This window comes from Terriglobus sp. 2YAB30_2 (assembly GCF_052114765.1).
GTDB lineage: Bacteria > Acidobacteriota > Terriglobia > Terriglobales > Acidobacteriaceae > Terriglobus.
The window spans coordinates 1-17,457 of sequence record NZ_JBFRFJ010000033.1 but is presented as its reverse complement, the minus strand read 5'-3'; the positions used below and the strand labels follow the sequence as shown (position 1 = coordinate 17,457).

Below are 17,457 nucleotides of genomic sequence, written 5' to 3'. Positions count from 1 at the left end.
CTCGGCCTGGCAACAACCCTTCTATCCGATTCCACTGAGCATCGGTCAGCTCGTAGCGCAATACTCCCATGCAAAAACTGCAACAAAAACTCTCCCGCAGCGGAAGTGAATATGTCGATACGCCCTAGCAACCAGGAACCAGCAACTAGCAACTAGCCCTTCAGGTATTCCTTCGAATCCACCAACTGCCGGTCCATGCTCCTGATCCAGTCGGTCACCGACCCCGGCTGATTTCCACCGGCAACATGGTTCGCGAGCTGCGTCCGCAGGTTCTGCATCTTCGCTTCGAGATCGTCGATCGCGTGGAAGACCAGCGCCTCCGCAAACATCGGCAGCTTGGGCGAGCCGAACTCCAGCGATCCGTGGTGCGACAGGATGAGGTGCTCCACCAGGATGCGCAGCCTCTCCGGAAACGGCTCCACCTGCGAGATCAGTGCGAGCTTGTCGCGCAGCATCCCCATTGCAATGGAGATATGCCCGATAAGCTGTCCCTCGGCTGAGTAGGCAAAGCTCGATTTCCACTCCAGCTCGCGGGTCTTACCAACGTCATGCAGAATAGCCGCCGTGCACAGCAGATCCGGATCCACCTCGGGATACTGCGGAGCTACCCGCTTGCACATGCGCAGCAGGAAGACGACATGCTCCAGCAGACCGCCGATCCAGGCATGGTGCAGCACCTTCGCCGCGGGAGCGCTCATAAACGCCGGCCCAATGACCGGATCATCGAGGAACGCATTCACCAGCCGCTGCAGATGTATGTTGCTGAAGGCATCGACGGTCGAGCGCAGCTCCTGCCACATCTCTCCGATGTCGTACTGCGTGTGCGCCAGAAAGTCTGCCGGGTCGACCTCGCTCTCGGCCGCCAGGCGGAGCTTTTGCAGCGTGATCTGGAAGCGGCCGTTGTACTTCGAGATCTGTCCCTGCACCTTCACGTAGCAGCCGGGTTCGCAGGTACGCAGCGCGTCCTCGAACTCGTCCCACATGCGTGCGTCCATGGTGCCGGTCTTGTCCACCAGCGTGAGCGCCAGGTACTGTCCGCTACCCGACTTTTTCTCGCGCGCCGAGATGGAGCCCAACACAAAGTAGCTGGTAATGACCTCGTTCTCGTACTGCGAGGCGTCTGCGATAAAGAAAGACTTCATATCCTTGAAACTCAAGAATACCCGTCAATTGTGCCCTTAGCGCAACACCATCTGACATCTCGCGCATCTTAAAGCAAAGCTGTATCCAAAACGGAGATCGCAATGAAAACAAAATGGTTGGCAGCAGTTGTCTTCGCCGGAGCACTGGCAGCTCCCGGCAATGCACAGGTCGGCATTGGCGTCACTATCGGAACACCCCCACCCCCGCTGCGTTATGAGGTTGCCCCGCCCACGCCAGGTCCTGACTATCTATGGGTTGACGGCTACTGGAGTGTCTCCGGCCGCCGCTACGTATGGGTTCCCGGCCACTGGGAGCGCCGCCCCTACGCCGGAGCGTATTACACCCATCCGCACTATGATCACTATCCCGAAGGCTGGCGCCTCCACGAAGGCCACTGGGACCGTGAAGACCACGGCGACCACCACGACTGGCACCGCCACTAAGGATGCCTAAAGAGCCACCACACCGGGTGCTCCATGTCCCCAAAGGGACATGGGTATTCGCGCACCGCGCGAATTGTCTTGCTCCGGGGTCCCTGGCCAGCGGGGCCTTTCCGCTTCCTTGCTCAAGAACCGCTCCACCTGTGCCATCAGCACAACAACACTCTCCTATCGCGCATCTCACAGCGAAGCGGTACCAAAACAACGGAGATTGAATGAAAGCAAAATTATTGGCAGCAGCCGTCTTTGCCGGATCACTGGCGGCTTCATGCAATGCCCAGGTCAGTATCGGCGTCACTATCGGAGCTCCGCCGCCCCCGCTACGTTATGAGGTACCCCCACCCATCCCGGGTCCTGAGTTTCTGTGGATCGACGGCTACTGGAATGTCGCGAGAGATCGCTACGTATGGACCCCCGGCCGCTGGGAACGCCGTCCCTACGCCAGGGCGTACTACGTCCATCCGCACTACGATCACGACCGAGGAGGTTGGCGGCTCCGCAAGGGTCATTGGGACCACGGGGACCAGGACGAAGACGACCACCACCACGGCGGCAGGCACCACCACGATGACTAAAGATTCAAACGGCAGAAAGGCCCCGTCTCCGGGGCCTTTTCTCTATGAACGCAAGTGAAGGATCCGCTCTTCACTTTTACTTATTGGTGGTATCACCAGTTCCCGCCGGTACCGGATTCTTATACGTACCGTCGTCGTTGCGCTGGCTGTTGACTTCCTTCTGCGTCTCCGAGGGAGCCTGGACGGTCTGCTGGATGCGCTTCTTCTCCTCGCCCTTCTTGCGCTTTACCTTCTTCTTCTTGGCGTTGTCACCATTCAGACCGAGAGCAGAAGACTGCACCTTGCGGCTCTGCACCTCTTCCTCGTGAGGAGCATCCGGCATGGCAGCGGCCTTCTCACGGGAAAAGGCAATCTTGCGGTCAACCTTCGCCTGCTCAAACTCCTTCTGCTTGGCGGAGTAGCGTGACTTGTGATCGGCCACCGCAGCCTTCGGCGCCAGCGGATCGACATTGGCGGCAGCCGCTGCTGCGGCAGCATCGGCATTCGCCTGTGACAGCGGATTGCTGTCTACCGGCGCGATCGCGGTGCCGGGAGCAGCTTCCTGCTGCGGCGCGGTGTTGGCCACCTGGTCCTCAGGAGCCGCAGGCAACGCCGTACGCGGAGCCTGACCGTAACGTACCTTCTCGCGCTTGATCTTCTTCGGCTTGCCGTTCTTGTCCAACGGCAGGCTGGCAAGCTGGGCGCCGTCCTTCGGAGCCTGGGCCAGACGGCCGGTCTTCGCCGTATCGAAGCGGGACTTGTTCGCCTTCTTCTTCGGAGCAGGCGGCGTATAGGCCGTAAAGACAAACGAGGTCTGGCGGCCCGAAGAGCCGGAATCCGTATAGCCCGGCCGCAGATCGATGTAGGCATCCTCACGCAGCCTGGTCAGGTAGGCACGCAACGCCGGATTCATCTGCTCGGAGTACATCGCCTCCTGCACCTGGGGCTCGATCTGCTCCAGAGGAGCAACGCCGGCCGCGATGTGCTCCGTCACCTTCAGGATCACGAAGCCCTGACGAGTCCGGATGGGAGCGGTATTTTCGCCAGCCTTCAGGGGAAAGGTCTTGTCTTCAAGCACTTGCGCCAGAGCGCCGCGCTTGAACATACCCAGGTCGCCGCCCTGTGACGCTGTCGGTCCGCCGGAGACAGTCTTGGCCAGGTCCTCGAACTTCGCTCCACCGGCCAGTTGCGCGGCCACATCGTCGGCCTTCTTCTGGGCAGCGGCGACATCGGCATCGGTCGGGGTGGCCGGGGTGGGAATCAGAATCTCGGCGAGGTGGATCTGTTCCGGCTGGCTGAACTCGTTCTTGTGGGCGTTGTAGTAGCGCAGCTCGTCGGCGTGCGTCATCTGCAACTTACGGCCAACCTCGTTGCGCACTACTTCGCCGGTAATGATGTTGTTGCGAATCGAGGCCTTGAAGTCCTCAAAGCTGACACCCTGATCGCGAGCCGCCTTTTCCAGGGCCTCCATCGAGTCAAAGTGGTTCTGTTTGCGGATCTCGTCCAGGCGGCGGACAACCTCGGCATCGGCATTGACGCCGAGCTCTTTGCCCTTGGAAATCAACAGTTGCTGGTCGATCAGGTCGCGCAGCAGGTCCTTGCGGCGCTTGTCGGCATCTTCTGGTGGCAGCCGGTTCTGGGTGATCTCGCCCTCGAGCTGCTGCTGGGCGCGCTCATAGTCTGAGCGGGAGATGATCTGGTCATTCACGCGGACGACCATATCCTCCACCACCTCGGCGTCGGGCGTAATGGCCTTGGGCGTGGGCGAATTCACCGGCTGCTTCTGGGCAATGGGGCTTACATAGCGCGGAGCGCTGGGCTTCTGCTGCTGCTGCTGGGCGAACGCGGAAACAGCCAGAAGCAGGCTGGCGCTGCCTGTCAGGATGGATGGACGAATGGTCATAAATCGAAACAGAATCCCTGCCGGTTGAACTGCCATATCAGATTCGACGCGAAGGTGCCAAATCGGGTATCGACTCGCCTATTCTACGCCCCGCGAGGCGATTTTGGGCCTCGGTTCGGCTCACCTTCCAGTGCTATACTCCGTCATACGCGGGAGATAGAGCAGCCCGCGTTCAAGCTGTTTCCCTACCTGCATAAAGAGGTACCTTCCACAATGGCTCTTCGCACCCGCCGTGCCGCCTTCTCTGCAACCGTTTTCCTAGCCAGCTGCGCCCTTGCCGGTTCCTTCGTGAACCAGAGAGTCGGAGCGCAACAGGCCACTGACGAAAACAAAGTTCGCGACAGCCTTAAAAGCTTCACCAGCGCCTACGCCGTGGTCGAGCAGAACTACGCCGACCCCATGACCGGCGAGCGCATCGACAAGGCCATCTACGACGGCGCGATCCCGGGCATGCTGCACACGCTCGACCCACACTCGAACTTCTATGACCCGAAGGCCTACGCGCAGATGCGCGAAGATCAGCACGGCAAGTACTACGGTGTGGGCATGCAGATCCAGCCCCAGGGCAACAAGATTGTTGTCGTCGCTCCCTTCGAAGGCACGCCCGCATATAAGGCCGGCATTCGCCCAGGCGATGTAATCGTCACCGTTGATGGCAAGTCGACCGAAGGCATGGACTCGGCCGCAGTGGCCAGCCTGCTGAAGGGCGCCCGCGGCACTCACGTTGCTGTAGTAATGGCCCGCGAAGGCTCTGAAAAGCCCCTGACCTTCGACCTGGTCCGGGACGAGATTCCCCGCTACTCCGTTGACCTGGCTTTCCAGATCAAGCCGGGCGTTGGCTACATCCACGTCTCCAGTTTTATGGAGACCACCAGCCACGAGGTCGCCGATGCTTTGGAGAAGTTCGGCAAGGTTGACGGCCTGGTCATCGACCTGCGCGGCAACCCCGGCGGCCTGCTGAAGGAAGCTGTGGCCATGAGCGACAAGTTCCTGCAGAAGGGACAAATTGTCGTCAGCCAGAAGGGACGCGCCTTCCCGGATGAGGTCTACCGCGCCACCCGCGGCGAACAGGGTAAGTCGTATCCCATCGTCGTGCTGGTGAACCGCAACACGGCATCGGCTGCGGAGATCGTTTCCGGCGCGCTGCAGGATCACGATCGCGCTCTGATTGTGGGTGAGACCACCTTCGGCAAGGGCCTGGTGCAGACCGTTAGCACGCTGAGCGAGAACACCGGCCTGGCGCTGACCACATATCACTACTACACGCCGAGCGGCCGCCTGATTCAGCGTAATTACGACAACGTCTCGCTCTACGACTACTACTACGTACGCGACACGCCTAAGGACAACGCCAACCGCGAGGTGAAACTCACCGACAGCGGACGCACCGTCTACGGCGGCGGCGGCATCACTCCGGACGAAAAGGTCGAGACGCCGAAGTCCACGCACCTGCAGGATCAGTTGCTGATCGGCTATGCCTTCTTCAACTACTCCAAGCACTACCTGGCGACGCATCCGGTCACCAAGGAGTTCACGGTGGACGATGCAGTGATCACCGACTTCAAGAGCTTCCTGAAGTCTGCTCCATCGACGCAGAACATTGCCTACTCCGATGCTGACTTCGATGCGGTGAAGGACTGGATCAAGGCCAACATCAAGGCCGAGCTCTTCACCTCGCAGTTCGGACAGACGGAAGGTCTGCACGTCCGCGCCGACTGGGATCCAATGATCCAGAAGGCCGTCGGCTTCCTACCACAGGCACAGGCCCTGGCCGACAAGGCCGCTAACGCGCAGAAACAGGCCGCGCTGCGGTAAGTCTGGGTAGCAACACAGAATCACAGAAACACCGAAGGGCGCGTTGAGAGACGCGCCCTTCGTCTGCTAAACTAACCCTCGTTGGTTGTGCCACCGTCCGCGCCCACCAGATGCGCGGACTTCTGTTGTGGGGCTGTAGCTCAGCTGGGAGAGCGCCTCGTTCGCAACGAGGAGGTCAGCGGTTCGATCCCGCTCAGCTCCACCAAAAATCCCCTTCTCAAATTTCCTTTTTGTCATCCCGCAGAGATCTGCTTCTCTGACGAGTGCCGGGTGCCCCATATCTGGCAGCATTATCGCCAGATGTGGGTGAGGCGGCCACGACAACTTCGGTCATGCGGTAAAAGTCACCCGGCCGCATTTTGTTTGTCATCCCGTAGGGATCTGCTTCTCAGCAGACGGCCCCCGAATCAATGCGTAGTTACCGACTGCCTGCCAAGCCTCTGATTCAAGCGATCGAACATCTCCGGAAGCTCAGAGAATGGATATCGCTTGAACTCCTCCGGGCTTGAAACATCGATCATCTTGATCGGCCCCAGATTCATCTCCACATCAAACTCCCCAAGCGCACTGTCCAACAGCAGATATCCAATCTGCTGCAGACTGACATTCTCCGCATGGAAGTTAGGCAAGAAGAGATGAATGCCGGCAATCTTACCGTTATCCAACAGCGAGAACGAAACATCCTCCGGGTCCACACTGCACCCATTGAGTTCGACGGCCGGCAGCAGTACACGACGGGGCCTGAAAGCAGTGATCTTCCACTGAGGAATATTCGGCGCAGCACTCACAAGCGAGACAACCGAAGGAAAGACATCTTTCAAACCATCGGCGCTGATCACAAATTCTCTAATCGCCTCAGGTGGCCCAATCTCAAACGCAAGCCGGGCGTCAACGAGATACAGCGCCTCTCCTACCTCGTCAAGCAATGCCTCATCGTTGTATGCGCTGCTATGCAGTCGCTCCCGATTGGCAAGAAACCACTTCCAGAATCCTTCAATCTCTCCCACAGTTTCTCCCAATCTGCGACCTCTTGAAGATCAGATCAACTATGCCGCAACATCCTCGATCAGCTGACGTCATCATCTGTGCTCGCTTCCAATGGACAGCAACACAGGGACCTCGTTACGTCCCATCTGTTCCCAGGTTTCCCGTCCCCAAGTTTCCCTCCATCCGTTCCAAACGCGCCGATGCTGACACTCTAAGGCGCAGGACAGTCTCCCAAATCATCTAACAACAAAGCATCCGTTCCCGGTGGACACCACGGTAGATTTCGAAGAGAATTATGTTTCTGCCAATAAAACGCTTTTTGAGGATGTATCGATGGCGGCATCACAGGGTGATATCAAGAATCTAAATGAGCGTGCGACTAAAATCGCCGATCAAGCTTCCACGCTCGAAATGCGCGTCACCAAAATAGAAACGATGCTTGGCGGTGCCAAATGGGTCGCGTCAATCGGCACTATTGCAGTTCTTACTTGGGGTGCCTTTATCACTACGAATGTCATCGCGATGAAGCAAAATCTCGCCGATGGTGGCGCACATCAACTTGTTACGCAACTGCAGAAGGCAGATTCGCCAAAAGCGGTAGCCGCGAATATGAACCTCCTCAAGAGCGAAGTTCAAGTTGAAGTTGTTAGCAACAAAAAGCCAAACCGACAGAAGATCCGAGCAATCTCGGCGGAAGTTGAAAAGACTCTCGCACGGTTTCCAGATGTGGATGAATCTTGGTCCGCGGCTGCCGAACTCGTGAGCTACAGCACAAGTTCGACGTCTGTATCACCCGAACTGCCTCTATGCGACACCAACGTGGAGGCCGGATACATTCCCCCGCTACCCGAAATTGGCAAGGTGCCATTTTTGGCTTACCTCTTCCGCAACTGCAGACTTCGTTTGAGTTCGCTGCCTCCAGGGAATGTAATACGTGGGGGAAATTACTCGCTTGGCCGCATGGCATACGCCGTCAATGTGACCATCGTCCTCGATGACAGYGGTATAAGCGAGACAGATATCGTCAACTTAGTAGCGCTAAACTGCCGCTTTGAGTTTTCCCTATCTAAAACTCCGAAAACGAGAGCACAGAGGCTTCTTCTCGCCGCCCTACAGAATCCTGACACGTTGGAGAAGGTCCAGTTACCTGTCTGAGCTACAGTGAGGCGGCGAGAAACCTGGAGACGCGTTCTCAAGCAGATAGCGCTTCAAGTTAGATTTCGAAAGTTAATTGAGCCTGCGCGGAATTTACTGGTTGCTTTTGCCGGACGGCCTCCTCTTTGCGGAGATAACGGTCGCTCGGTTGCTGCCTCCAGATCACGAACGAAGCTCTCGTCGCCAAAGGCCTCCCGGTATGAGTCGACTGCCGAATGGCCTGAAGCTCTTCTTCTGTTTCTTTCTCTGCGAGATACTCTTTCCAACTCGATCTCTTCCAGTTTGCGGCCCAGAGTTCCATGGACAGCGATACATCACCCGCTGCCATCCCACAATGCGCGCCGGCACTGGACCAGGCCAGTCCTCTGCGGCTGAAATCAAACCCGTCCGCAGTGGGTTCAACTCTGTATAGCGCAATGCCTTCCATAGATGTGGCCGATCCAACCGACAGGAGTAGTACCTTCCCTGCCTTACATGTCCGCTCGATCCGTGTTTAGAGCATTTTTCCTGTTGCTGGGTATCCCGGGAGGAACGCGCAGCGGCGTTTTCATTACGGAAAACGCCCATAGATGCACAAGCCCTGCACTACACCTACAGGAAAAATGCTCTTAGCATTCCAGTATCCGGCATACCGGCCGTGCGTGTGCTTCAACGTCAACGCCAGGCTATCCGCCTCGTCTGGAACCATCACAAGATGAACATGATCGGACATCAGACAATATCCAACGAGGGACACCTTGTATTGCTGCATGTTTTCCTGCAACAACCTCAGGTACACAGCCCGATCTTCATCGTGCTCCAGGATGTACCGTCTTGCATTGCTACGCTACGTCACGTGATGCGGCTCTCAACTGCCACCATTCGCGCAAATCGTCCCATACATCAACTTATCGATTTACGTCCCGTCTTTTCCCAGGTTCTCGTCCGTTACAAGTCTTGGCGGAGACACCGAACTATCGATGCCAAAGTACGTCTGTTGGCGTTTTATAAGCAACAGCATCGACGTCATCTGGCACTGGGACGTTTATAGAAAACCTTCCCGTCGCTGATTTGCCCAGGCGAAACCCTTTTCTAACAACGATTATGATCAGATTGCCCTTTCTCTGTTGACTAACCCCCGTTATCGCGGCTCCGGGGCTACTGTCAATGATTATTCCGCTAACGCTTATGGTTAAATCCCGACCGTGTATGTTTGTTGGTACAACTTTCAGATCCCCGATGCCCTTTAACGGAACGACAGTTCCATATCCCCACATAAATGCAGCGCCTCCAAGAAGAACCGCGATTAGGCAAGCGGCGAGGTATAAACTCATCCTTTCCATCTTTATCTTGTCCTCCATCATTTAACTATTTTCTTCAGCGTGAGCCGTTGGACGAATTTATCGCACCCTCAAGATTTTCCGGGAAACCTGGGGACGGAAACCTGGGGAAACCTGGGGACGAAACCTGGGGACAGACGGGACGTTCCCAAGCAAATAGTGCCTCAAGTTAGATTTCGAAAGTTAATTGAGCCTGCACGGAATTTCCGGTTGCTTTTGCCGGACGACCTCCTTTTTGTGGAGATAACGGTCGTTCGGTTGCTCCCTCCAGATCACGAACGAAGCTCTCGTCGCCCAGAGGCCTCCCGGTATGAGTCGACTGCCGAATGGCCTGGAGCTCTTCTTCTGTTTCTTTCTCTGCGAGATACTCTTTCCAACTCGATCTCTTCCAGTTTGCGGCCCAGAGTTCCATGGACAGCGATACATCACCCGCTGCCATCCCACAATGCGCGCCGGCACTGGACCAGGGCCAGTCCTCTGCTGCTGAAATCAAACCCGCCCGCAGTGGGTTCAGCTCTGTATAGCGCAATGCCTTCCACAGATGCGGCCGATCCAAAGAACAGGAGTAATACCTCCCCCTGCCATACATGTCCGCTCGATCCGTGTTTAGCATTCCAGTAGCCAGCATACCGGCCGTGCGTGTGCTTCAACGTCAACGCCAGGCTATCCGCCTCGTATGGAACCATCACAAGATGGACATGATTGGACATCAGACAATATCCAAGGAGGGACACCTTGTATTGCTGCATGTTTTCCCGCAACAACCTCAGGTACATAGCCCGATCTGCATCGTGCTCCAAAATGTACCGTCTTGCATTGCCACGCTGCGTTACGTGATGCGGCTCTCCTACAGCAACTACTCGTGCAAATCGCCCCATCGCTACAAATTATCTGGTTACGTCCCGTCTGTCCCCAGGTTTCTCGTCTGTCCCCAGGTTTCTGTCCCCGGTTTCTGTCCCCAGGTTTCGTCCCCAGGTTTCCCAGGTTTCCCCAGGTTTCCTACCTATCATGGGTTTCCTACCTATCATGGATGTCCCCACGTTTCCTCGCTACCAAAAGCAGCGTTTTTTCGCTGCCGCTCACACTACGCTAGGAGAAGGTGGACGGGGTACGCGGGCATTCGGGGAAGAGGTCCATACTGTCCTTCCGCTTCGATCAACATAGCTGTAGGTGGGTCCCGATCTGACTATTGCGAGGTCTCCGAAATAAGCATACGTTCGATCAAAGACCGGTTCGACTACCCAGTTTCCTTTAGCAGATATGAACCCCGCTCTACCGGCCAGACGAGCGGGCGCGATCCCCCTTTGTAAAGACCGCAAATCATCAAACTGCCAATTGACCACATTGCCGCCCTCCTCATCGATTAAGCCCCACTTGCCAGACTTCTTTACACACGCGTTTCCTTCAGAGAACATTGTGACCTCTTCATATGCTGGCGCTATAACACAGTTGCCGCTACGGTCAATAAACCCCCAAAATTCGTCGATCTTGACCCCTGCCAATCCGCTACGAAAAGCTGTCGCATATGCTCCCCCGAACGATGGCGCGATAATTGGTTTTCCATTGCGGTCAACGTATCCCCAAAGACCATCGACGCACACGGCCGCCAAGCCCTCACTAAAGTTCTTGCACAAACTGAACTTCTGCGGAGTCACAGAGCGACCATTTGGATCGATGTAGCCGAAGTTAGCGCCATCACTTGAAACAAAAGCCACTCCCTCTGAAAATTCACTGGCCACTAGAAAACGAGGGTCGATTACCCATTTCCCTGAATGATCGATATAGCCCCCACCAGTAGAACAAAGACCCTCTTGAAATCTACCTAACCCATTGAACTCAAAAGCAATCACGACCTCGCCATGAGTGTTTATGAAACCGCTCCGGTTAGCTGCATCTAGAACTGCCGCCTTACCTTCGAAAAAGGGGCCACATAATCGGTAGACGCAAGGCACAATAGTTTTTCCGTTTTTGTCGATGTACCCGAAGGAGCTTTCATTGCGTCCGGGCATCGGCTCTGAAATCGGGTAGAGCATGCAAAATCCTCAATTCGCTAATCAATCGGCGGGATGATCCTTGACGTGACTTTGTAGTGGGTTAGGTTGCATGTAAAACAGACTAAAAATTCACTCATTATCCTTCCGGCAGCGGCGGCGGCTGTCGCCGACGCGGAAGCTGCTGCCATCCTAATCGCAAGCGATCTCGATATTTGGTAGCTAGCTATAGCTCTCGCCAAAGCGGCCTTCGCGCCAGGATTGTTATGATCCAGCTCGTCGAGAAAATCCTTAATTGCAGGCTCATCCGACTTGAGTACTTTGGTCGCGAAGTCCTTCCATTGACTAAGGCTCCAATTATTAGAGCTTCCTAGTTTTGTTTCCGCCTCATCAAGCATATCGCCAACAGCATCATTGTAATCAACGTGCGGCACATTGCGACCCGGCTGATTTGGAGCTCCGTTTCCGCTAAGTGGACCGGTCTTAACGTAATCTGCGAAGTTTTTACCAAGCAGACTATGGATGTAATCTCGCTCGGGGATTAGATGATGCCCCTCAGCGGGGGCTGCACCTGTACGATCAATAAACCTCAGAGGATTGTTTAGCGCGTATGAGTACCCGTTCCATCTCTGTGGATTCCCGATAAACCCATCGAATAAGCTTTGCGCTGCCTCATCAGGCAATCCACCAGCCACCATATTCTGCTTGATGAGGTTGGCATTATACGGATCGGGGCTCATGAAGCGCCCCGTCGTCGAGTTATAGTACCTGGCCCCGAAGTAATCAAGCCCAGATTCTACGTCTCGTTCTTTGCCGGTGAAATGGCGATCCGACGATTCTTCCCCGCTGCAAGTCTGGCCATCTCCGAAGGGCTGGCTGGAGCAAGTCTCCAGCACAGCCCCTGTTGAACTGGCCACCAGACGGGTTGTTCCCAAGTGGTCCGTAATCGGGAACCGAGGATAGCTGTCACTCCCATTGGCAGTGATGTAGGTGGCCACCTGACGACCGCCTGCGAACAATTCTCCGCGAGTCATATTGAAGTCAGGGCCGACGGTCGTGATGCGGCGCCCCTGTGGGTCGTACAGGTACTCTTCGATCACATTCCCGTTGGCGTATTTGCCGACGCGTTGACCGCTAGCGTTATACACATAGCTCACGGCTCCGGCATCGGCCCACCGGACGCGGTTTTCGGCATCGTAGCCGAACGTATGCCCACCCATTGATGCCGGTACATTGGTACTCAACATATTCCCGGCAGAGTCATACACAAAACCTGCTGCAGAGGGCATCTGGTTTTGCGCCGTGAACTGCCACGCGTTGGTGGACGCTGTCATGTTCGTTGGATAGCGGTTGCCAAACGAGTCGTAGCTGTACTGCAGCCACTGCCCCACCGGATAGCTCGGCTGCAGGCTGACGCCGGCATTCGTCAGGCGGTTCAGCGCATCGTAATAATACCTCCACGTCCCAGCGAGGGAGTCAATCATTTGCTGTACGTTGCCATTCGGCTCGTACGACAGAGACTCGCTGTAGACGGTGTTCCCTGTGATCGTAGGTGCGGAGGATGGATTGCTGCCAACCACCTGGAATGTATAGATGGGGCCAGTGTTGGTGGACTGAGCGGAGTCTGTCGCAATTGCCGAGATGCGGTGTATTCCGACCGCGATATTTCCAATCGGGATCGAGGCGTGCCAACCGCTCTGGGCCGCGCCCGGGATGCCAGTGCCGCTGGCAACATCAGGACGTGAATCGCCAAGGGTCGCGAGACCAACCGACTTGCCATCAAGGAAGAGTTCCACCTGGCTTACAGGCGACTGCGGCGAACCGTCAGGGGAGACGGCCCATCCAGAGACAGTCAGCGTTGCGCCCTGGTTGACCGTCGGATTAGTACCCGAACCGTCGATCCAACTCATGATCTGCTGATGAGAGGACACAGTCAGTGTGGCCTGATTCCAGCAGGTAGATTGATTCCCATCGAAATCCATACCGCGTGTCGCCAGGGTATGTGTCCCTACCGATAAACTCCCAATCGAGCCGCTGAAGAGCCATCCGCTATGAAGGAAATTAGAAGCGTTTGAGTCATAAATACTGCTGCCGGGCTGACTGAAGGCGGCGACGACGTCAGGGCGGTCATGCGTACCCGTTCGGACTCTCCCGATGACGTTGCCATCGATCAGCACTTCTACCCCCGCGGAGGGTGCGCCGTCCTCATGATCGACCAGCCATCCATCGATGTTCAGCATTCCGTTCTGGGAAAGTGTCATCGAACTCGATGGGCCGCCGCATACAGGAGGAGTATCGGTCGAAGTCGCGGCACGGTTGTCGCGGCTAAGCAGGACATCGGTGAGGCGGCCTCTGGTGTCGTAGCTGCGTGTCTCAAGCAGCCCTGTCAGATCGTTTCCGATCTTGGCCGAGGTCATCCCCATAGGGGAGTAGACAATATTGCTCAACAGATGCTCAGGGTGATAGGCATCGTTCCACACGGAGCGAACGTCGGAGAGCCGGCCCGCGTTGTCGTAGGACATCTGGAATGGTTCGAAGTAGTTACCGTGCCACCAATCGACTCCGAAACTCCTTGATATTTCATTGCCGGCAAGATCATAGCTGAACTGCGTATCAGAACGAGGATGACCGCAGCTTCTCGGCGTGCACGATCCAACCGTCGTAACCCTGCCCATTGCATCGTAGCTAAAACCGTTCCAGGTCTCCGGAGTTCCGCCGTCGCCGGTCCACTGATACGTCAAGCGGCCAATCGGGTTGCTCGCAGCGAAGAGAGCGCTGGAGTTGTGAGTGTCCTGCGCGACATCGTACCGGTAGTGTGCTGATGGAGTATTCGTGTAATCCCCACTGGGGTAAGTCCGATCCGTCAACCGATTCAGGGCATCGTAGGTGTATTGCGTAATAATGCCGCGCGCGTCCGTTCGGTAGGTTAGATTTCCGTTCGCATCGTAGCTATAGACGAAACTCCAGCTTTGATTTCCGTCGCAGAGATTGCCCACAGAAAGAGACTCTGGATTGCAGGACTTCGTGAGGCGGGAAAGCGAATCGTAATTGAAGGTGCGGGTCCGTGCGGCTTCGCCAGAAACTCCTGATTGGGTGACCGTTTTCAGGTTGCCGAGCGCATCGTAGATATAGTTCGTGTGGAGACTGAGCCCGGAAGGGTCCTCGTAGACGTCGGTAATATCTCCAAATGCATTCCGGACCAACTTGCTTTTGCGAGTAGACTCGTCGATAAATGTGACCGAGCTTCCTGAGTATACGTTCGACTCTTTACTCGAATCGGGATTGGTTTTCCGAATCATTCGACCCAGTGCATCATAGTCATAACCTGTCGTATAGGAATCCGAGCTTGCGCAGTATGGAGTTGTTTCAGAGACGACCTTGCCAACCAGATCGTATGCCGTCTTTTGATGTATGGTTCCCCCGGAACATGATGAGGGTTGGTTAAGGCGCTGTATATCAATTTTGCGGCCTTGGCTATCTAATACAACACGTGTCTCAATCGAGGGGTTCGGAGTGGCAATTACGGTCGTTGTCACCCAGTCAGGATGTTGCGTTCCCCCAAAATCGACTGAGATATGTCCACCGTCAGGATTCCATGTGTCCGTCACCCTTCCCGCGGCATCTCTCGCTATAGCCACTGTCTCGCTGTTTGCATCTTTGTGTGCGACTACGGCACCATCATCTGCAGAATAGCGAAAACTTGTTTCTTGCTGTTTCGCATTACGTATGCGCGTCTGATACGCGAACGTTCCTGAATTTGTACAAGAAGTAGAATTTGCTGCGCCAAAGCAGTCCGTGTAGTCGTAATCGGTCTCGTTTCCTCGACCGTCAACTTGGTACACAAGCTGACCCAGAATGTTGTAATGGAAACTACTCGATATGGTGTCACCGGGAACCATATTGATGTATTGCGTGACAGATGTCAGGTTCCCTCTTCCGACTCTTCTGTTTGATGAATAGTTCGTGTCATCATGACTCGCAATGCCGGCAACCGAGTTATTTTGATAGCCAGATACCGTACTCAGATCCCATTCGTCATACCCATAATCAACTTGGCTGATCTTGGTTCCCTGATCATACTTTTTAATGCTCTTTACCCTATCCAAGATGTGCGCATTAACCAGGTCACTCGAGTGGTCGAACTCAACATCCGTTTCGCGATCGGGCGTACTGGTTTCCGCCTTACCAAAGTCCCATTCCTTCTTGGCTGTGACAAAGTTAAGTGGAGTAGATCCGACCGATGCGCCATACATATAGCGCACGATCGAGCTCGATCCGTCGTCGAGCGTCTGTTTTATAAAGCCAGGACGTCCGGGAAAAGCATAGTCACCGAACGTAGTTCGCTTGATTAGACTTCCACCGGCCGCCGCGCCGGAATAAACATCGATCGTAGCCAGATTTGGCCATTGGGTTCCGACGACTGGGGCTGAATAAATCGTCTCGTCCCGCACAAAGGCGTTTGCTGATACGTCAAAACGCGAAGGACCACGAACACAGGAACTATGTTCGGTAGTCGTAACCCCACATATTTGACGACTTCCGGACACCGTAAAATGGCCACCTCCCGGCAGCGCGGAATAGACGATGTCATAGACTGCAGTTCCTACCGTGGCCTGGGTGACGCGAAGTACCGGGACTCCGCTGTCCAGGGCATCTGTATAGCCCGGCAAGTATGTAAACGTCAGGGACTCCCCCGTCGGGAGTTGTATAGAATTCAATCCGCCGTAGTGGCCAGGCGAGCCACCCGAATCATAGTCGAAATGAAAGGATTGCCCTGTAAGAATTTGCACGGCCGTGATTCGCTGGCTTAAGCTTGTGTCACAGAACTCAGACGTACTTGGAGGGGGATTTCCTCCGTAAAAGTTCGTGCACACCGCTGGTGCGGCAGATGTTGTAATTACAACGCTAGAACTCCCGGCCTGGGTAGGAAACGTTAAAGAGTGCTGACCTGCGTCAGAAATGCTTGTCTGGAGGACGCTCCTCCCGACGGAATCGGTGGTTCCGATGAAATTTCCATTGGTGTCTCTTGAGGGGGCTTCTCCAGACGCATTAAAAACCTGATCAACCTCGTTGTAATTCTTGACTGATAGAAAGTATCCATCGCCGTCGTCCGAATATCCTTGCGCAATAGGTGTCCCGTCGCCAACCCTGCAATCTCTTTTGGTCTGATGGTCGACGGGAAATGTACGAGTTGTTCCATTCCAGTCTTGCAGATAAAAGGGGTAATAGACGTCCGCTGACTTGTCTGGACCATCAGTGTAAGTATCGGGTGGGCATGCGACTTGTGAAGTATCGTAAAACCCGAAAGGCGAAGTCCTTATAGCGCCATTGGTTTCGGTGATGAGCCTCCATCCTCCGGATCCGCCCGAATAACCTCTCTCATAGAACTTAAAGGCTTGATTGTTCTCCCGCATGTCCCAGGTAGCACTGTCGTAGATGAGCTTATAGCGGAGATACAATCCCCCTCTTTGCGGCGAGGTATAAAGCGGAATCTCGATATGCAGATTCCCACTAAGGACATCGATTGAGAGATCGATCATGGAAGCGGACGTCCCGCCTAGCGGGAGCGTGACTCGCGTCCCATCGGGGGGAAGGCCAATCGTTTGGGGAATAGGTGCCTGTGCGCCAGCCCACGGTGAAAGACTAAGAAGAAAAGACAAGAATGCAAGTCTTGTAATCCTAGCTGAACCTCTCGGCATGAGGCTCGTTCCTGTGAACGCGCCAGATGGGCGAGCAGGAACGACACCAAAGCTCTTCCTGATAAAAGAGCGCAGCAAGGACGAGACGAATTGTAGGCAGATCAAGAACAGTCCTCCAGACGAGCAGGACCTGGGAAAAAGAAAAAACTTGGTTCTGTTTTTTGTGTTGTGCAGCTAGACTCTCGTCTCGGCTTGTGGATTGTCAAGTCCGCAAATTCTTTAGTGCTGTTCGGTTTTGCGACAGTGCAGCAATAGCCCGTTTTTATTGGGATGTTTTGTACTCGAACTCTCTCTGCTCTGTCGAGTCTGTGTGAGTACTACTTGATTTTCGGAGTTATTTATACGAGAAGAGAGTATGTCACGTTATCTTCCCTATTCTCCAGAGCAGGGTTATCTTGTTCCGCCTCGCGTGGACGAAGTTCTGAGCGCGGATCATCTGTGTTTTTTCGTT

12 protein-coding genes, 1 tRNA gene and 1 pseudogene are annotated in these 17,457 nt (G+C 55.2%); 5 read left to right on the top strand and 9 right to left on the bottom strand.

Annotated elements, in window-relative coordinates:
• Positions 1 to 152: 152 nt before the first annotated feature.
• Entirely contained in the window at positions 153 to 1,142 is a 990-nt protein-coding gene (locus AB4Y89_RS23920; protein WP_442303460.1) for a 3'-5' exoribonuclease YhaM family protein, read from the bottom strand.
• 102 nt (positions 1,143 to 1,244) lie between these two features.
• Here AB4Y89_RS23920 and AB4Y89_RS23915 point away from each other — a divergent pair, with 102 nt between their 5' ends.
• Positions 1,245 to 1,586, top strand: coding sequence for a YXWGXW repeat-containing protein (locus AB4Y89_RS23915; protein WP_442303459.1), 342 nt, complete (start codon positions 1,245 to 1,247; stop codon positions 1,584 to 1,586).
• 212 nt (positions 1,587 to 1,798) lie between these two features.
• Entirely contained in the window at positions 1,799 to 2,158 is a 360-nt protein-coding gene (locus AB4Y89_RS23910; RefSeq protein ID WP_442303458.1) for a hypothetical protein, read from the top strand.
• Positions 2,159 to 2,234: 76 nt separating this feature from the next.
• Here AB4Y89_RS23910 and AB4Y89_RS23905 read toward each other — a convergent pair whose 3' ends face one another.
• A complete protein-coding gene (locus AB4Y89_RS23905) occupies positions 2,235 to 4,040 on the bottom strand; it encodes a peptidylprolyl isomerase (RefSeq protein WP_442303457.1) in 1,806 nt (601 codons plus the stop codon).
• Positions 4,041 to 4,253: 213 nt separating this feature from the next.
• Here AB4Y89_RS23905 and AB4Y89_RS23900 point away from each other — a divergent pair, with 213 nt between their 5' ends.
• Both AB4Y89_RS23900 and AB4Y89_RS23895 read left to right on the top strand, forming a co-directional pair.
• Positions 4,254 to 5,855, top strand: a complete 1,602-nt coding sequence (locus AB4Y89_RS23900) for a S41 family peptidase (RefSeq protein ID WP_442303456.1) — start codon at positions 4,254 to 4,256, stop codon at positions 5,853 to 5,855.
• A 129-nt stretch (positions 5,856 to 5,984) separates the two neighbouring features.
• Positions 5,985 to 6,060 (top strand) — tRNA-Ala (locus AB4Y89_RS23895).
• A gap of 202 nt (positions 6,061 to 6,262) precedes the next feature.
• Here the strand turns inward: AB4Y89_RS23895 and AB4Y89_RS23890 are convergent.
• Positions 6,263 to 6,862, bottom strand: a complete 600-nt coding sequence (locus AB4Y89_RS23890) for a hypothetical protein (protein ID WP_442303455.1) — start codon at positions 6,860 to 6,862, stop codon at positions 6,263 to 6,265.
• Positions 6,863 to 7,106: 244 nt separating this feature from the next.
• Here AB4Y89_RS23890 and AB4Y89_RS23885 point away from each other — a divergent pair, with 244 nt between their 5' ends.
• Complete coding sequence (locus tag AB4Y89_RS23885; RefSeq protein ID WP_442303454.1) at positions 7,107 to 7,997, top strand: hypothetical protein; 891 nt, start codon at positions 7,107 to 7,109, stop codon at positions 7,995 to 7,997.
• A gap of 550 nt (positions 7,998 to 8,547) precedes the next feature.
• On the opposite strand, the pseudogene AB4Y89_RS23880 reads toward AB4Y89_RS23885, so the two are convergent.
• The 6 genes and pseudogenes from AB4Y89_RS23880 to AB4Y89_RS23855 form a co-directional block, all read right to left on the bottom strand.
• Positions 8,548 to 8,805, bottom strand: a pseudogene (locus AB4Y89_RS23880) (transposase); the annotation flags it as partial.
• 145 nt (positions 8,806 to 8,950) lie between these two features.
• Positions 8,951 to 9,340, bottom strand: coding sequence for a hypothetical protein (locus AB4Y89_RS23875; protein WP_442303453.1), 390 nt, complete (start codon positions 9,338 to 9,340; stop codon positions 8,951 to 8,953).
• A gap of 145 nt (positions 9,341 to 9,485) precedes the next feature.
• A complete protein-coding gene (locus AB4Y89_RS23870) occupies positions 9,486 to 9,845 on the bottom strand; it encodes a hypothetical protein (RefSeq protein ID WP_442303461.1) in 360 nt (119 codons plus the stop codon).
• Positions 9,742 to 10,194, bottom strand: a complete 453-nt coding sequence (locus AB4Y89_RS23865; RefSeq protein WP_442303452.1) for a transposase — start codon at positions 10,192 to 10,194, stop codon at positions 9,742 to 9,744. Before AB4Y89_RS23865 ends, AB4Y89_RS23870 begins: the two co-directional genes overlap by 104 nt.
• Before the next feature lie 201 nt (positions 10,195 to 10,395).
• The gene (locus AB4Y89_RS23860) at positions 10,396 to 11,349 is read right to left on the bottom strand and encodes a WG repeat-containing protein (protein WP_442303451.1); all 954 of its coding nucleotides are present in this window, start codon (positions 11,347 to 11,349) and stop codon (positions 10,396 to 10,398) included.
• Positions 11,350 to 11,366: 17 nt separating this feature from the next.
• Positions 11,367 to 16,847 carry an RHS repeat domain-containing protein gene (locus AB4Y89_RS23855; protein ID WP_442303450.1) on the bottom strand — a complete coding sequence of 1,827 codons (5,481 nt, stop codon included), beginning with the start codon at positions 16,845 to 16,847 and terminating at the stop codon, positions 11,367 to 11,369.
• Between the last annotated feature and the right edge of the window lie 610 nt (positions 16,848 to 17,457).

Coding starts and splice junctions, on each gene's coding strand:
- AB4Y89_RS23905 (WP_442303457.1), bottom strand. CDS start 4,040: ATGACCATTCGTCCATCCATCCTGACAGGCAGCGCCAGCCTGCTTCTG.
- AB4Y89_RS23915 (WP_442303459.1), top strand. CDS start 1,245: ATGAAAACAAAATGGTTGGCAGCAGTTGTCTTCGCCGGAGCACTGGCA.
- AB4Y89_RS23855 (WP_442303450.1), bottom strand. CDS start 16,847: ATGATCGATCTCTCAATCGATGTCCTTAGTGGGAATCTGCATATCGAG.
- AB4Y89_RS23875 (WP_442303453.1), bottom strand. CDS start 9,340: ATGATGGAGGACAAGATAAAGATGGAAAGGATGAGTTTATACCTCGCC.
- AB4Y89_RS23860 (WP_442303451.1), bottom strand. CDS start 11,349: ATGCTCTACCCGATTTCAGAGCCGATGCCCGGACGCAATGAAAGCTCC.
- AB4Y89_RS23920 (WP_442303460.1), bottom strand. CDS start 1,142: ATGAAGTCTTTCTTTATCGCAGACGCCTCGCAGTACGAGAACGAGGTC.
- AB4Y89_RS23900 (WP_442303456.1), top strand. CDS start 4,254: ATGGCTCTTCGCACCCGCCGTGCCGCCTTCTCTGCAACCGTTTTCCTA.
- AB4Y89_RS23910 (WP_442303458.1), top strand. CDS start 1,799: ATGAAAGCAAAATTATTGGCAGCAGCCGTCTTTGCCGGATCACTGGCG.
- AB4Y89_RS23865 (WP_442303452.1), bottom strand. CDS start 10,194: ATGGGGCGATTTGCACGAGTAGTTGCTGTAGGAGAGCCGCATCACGTA.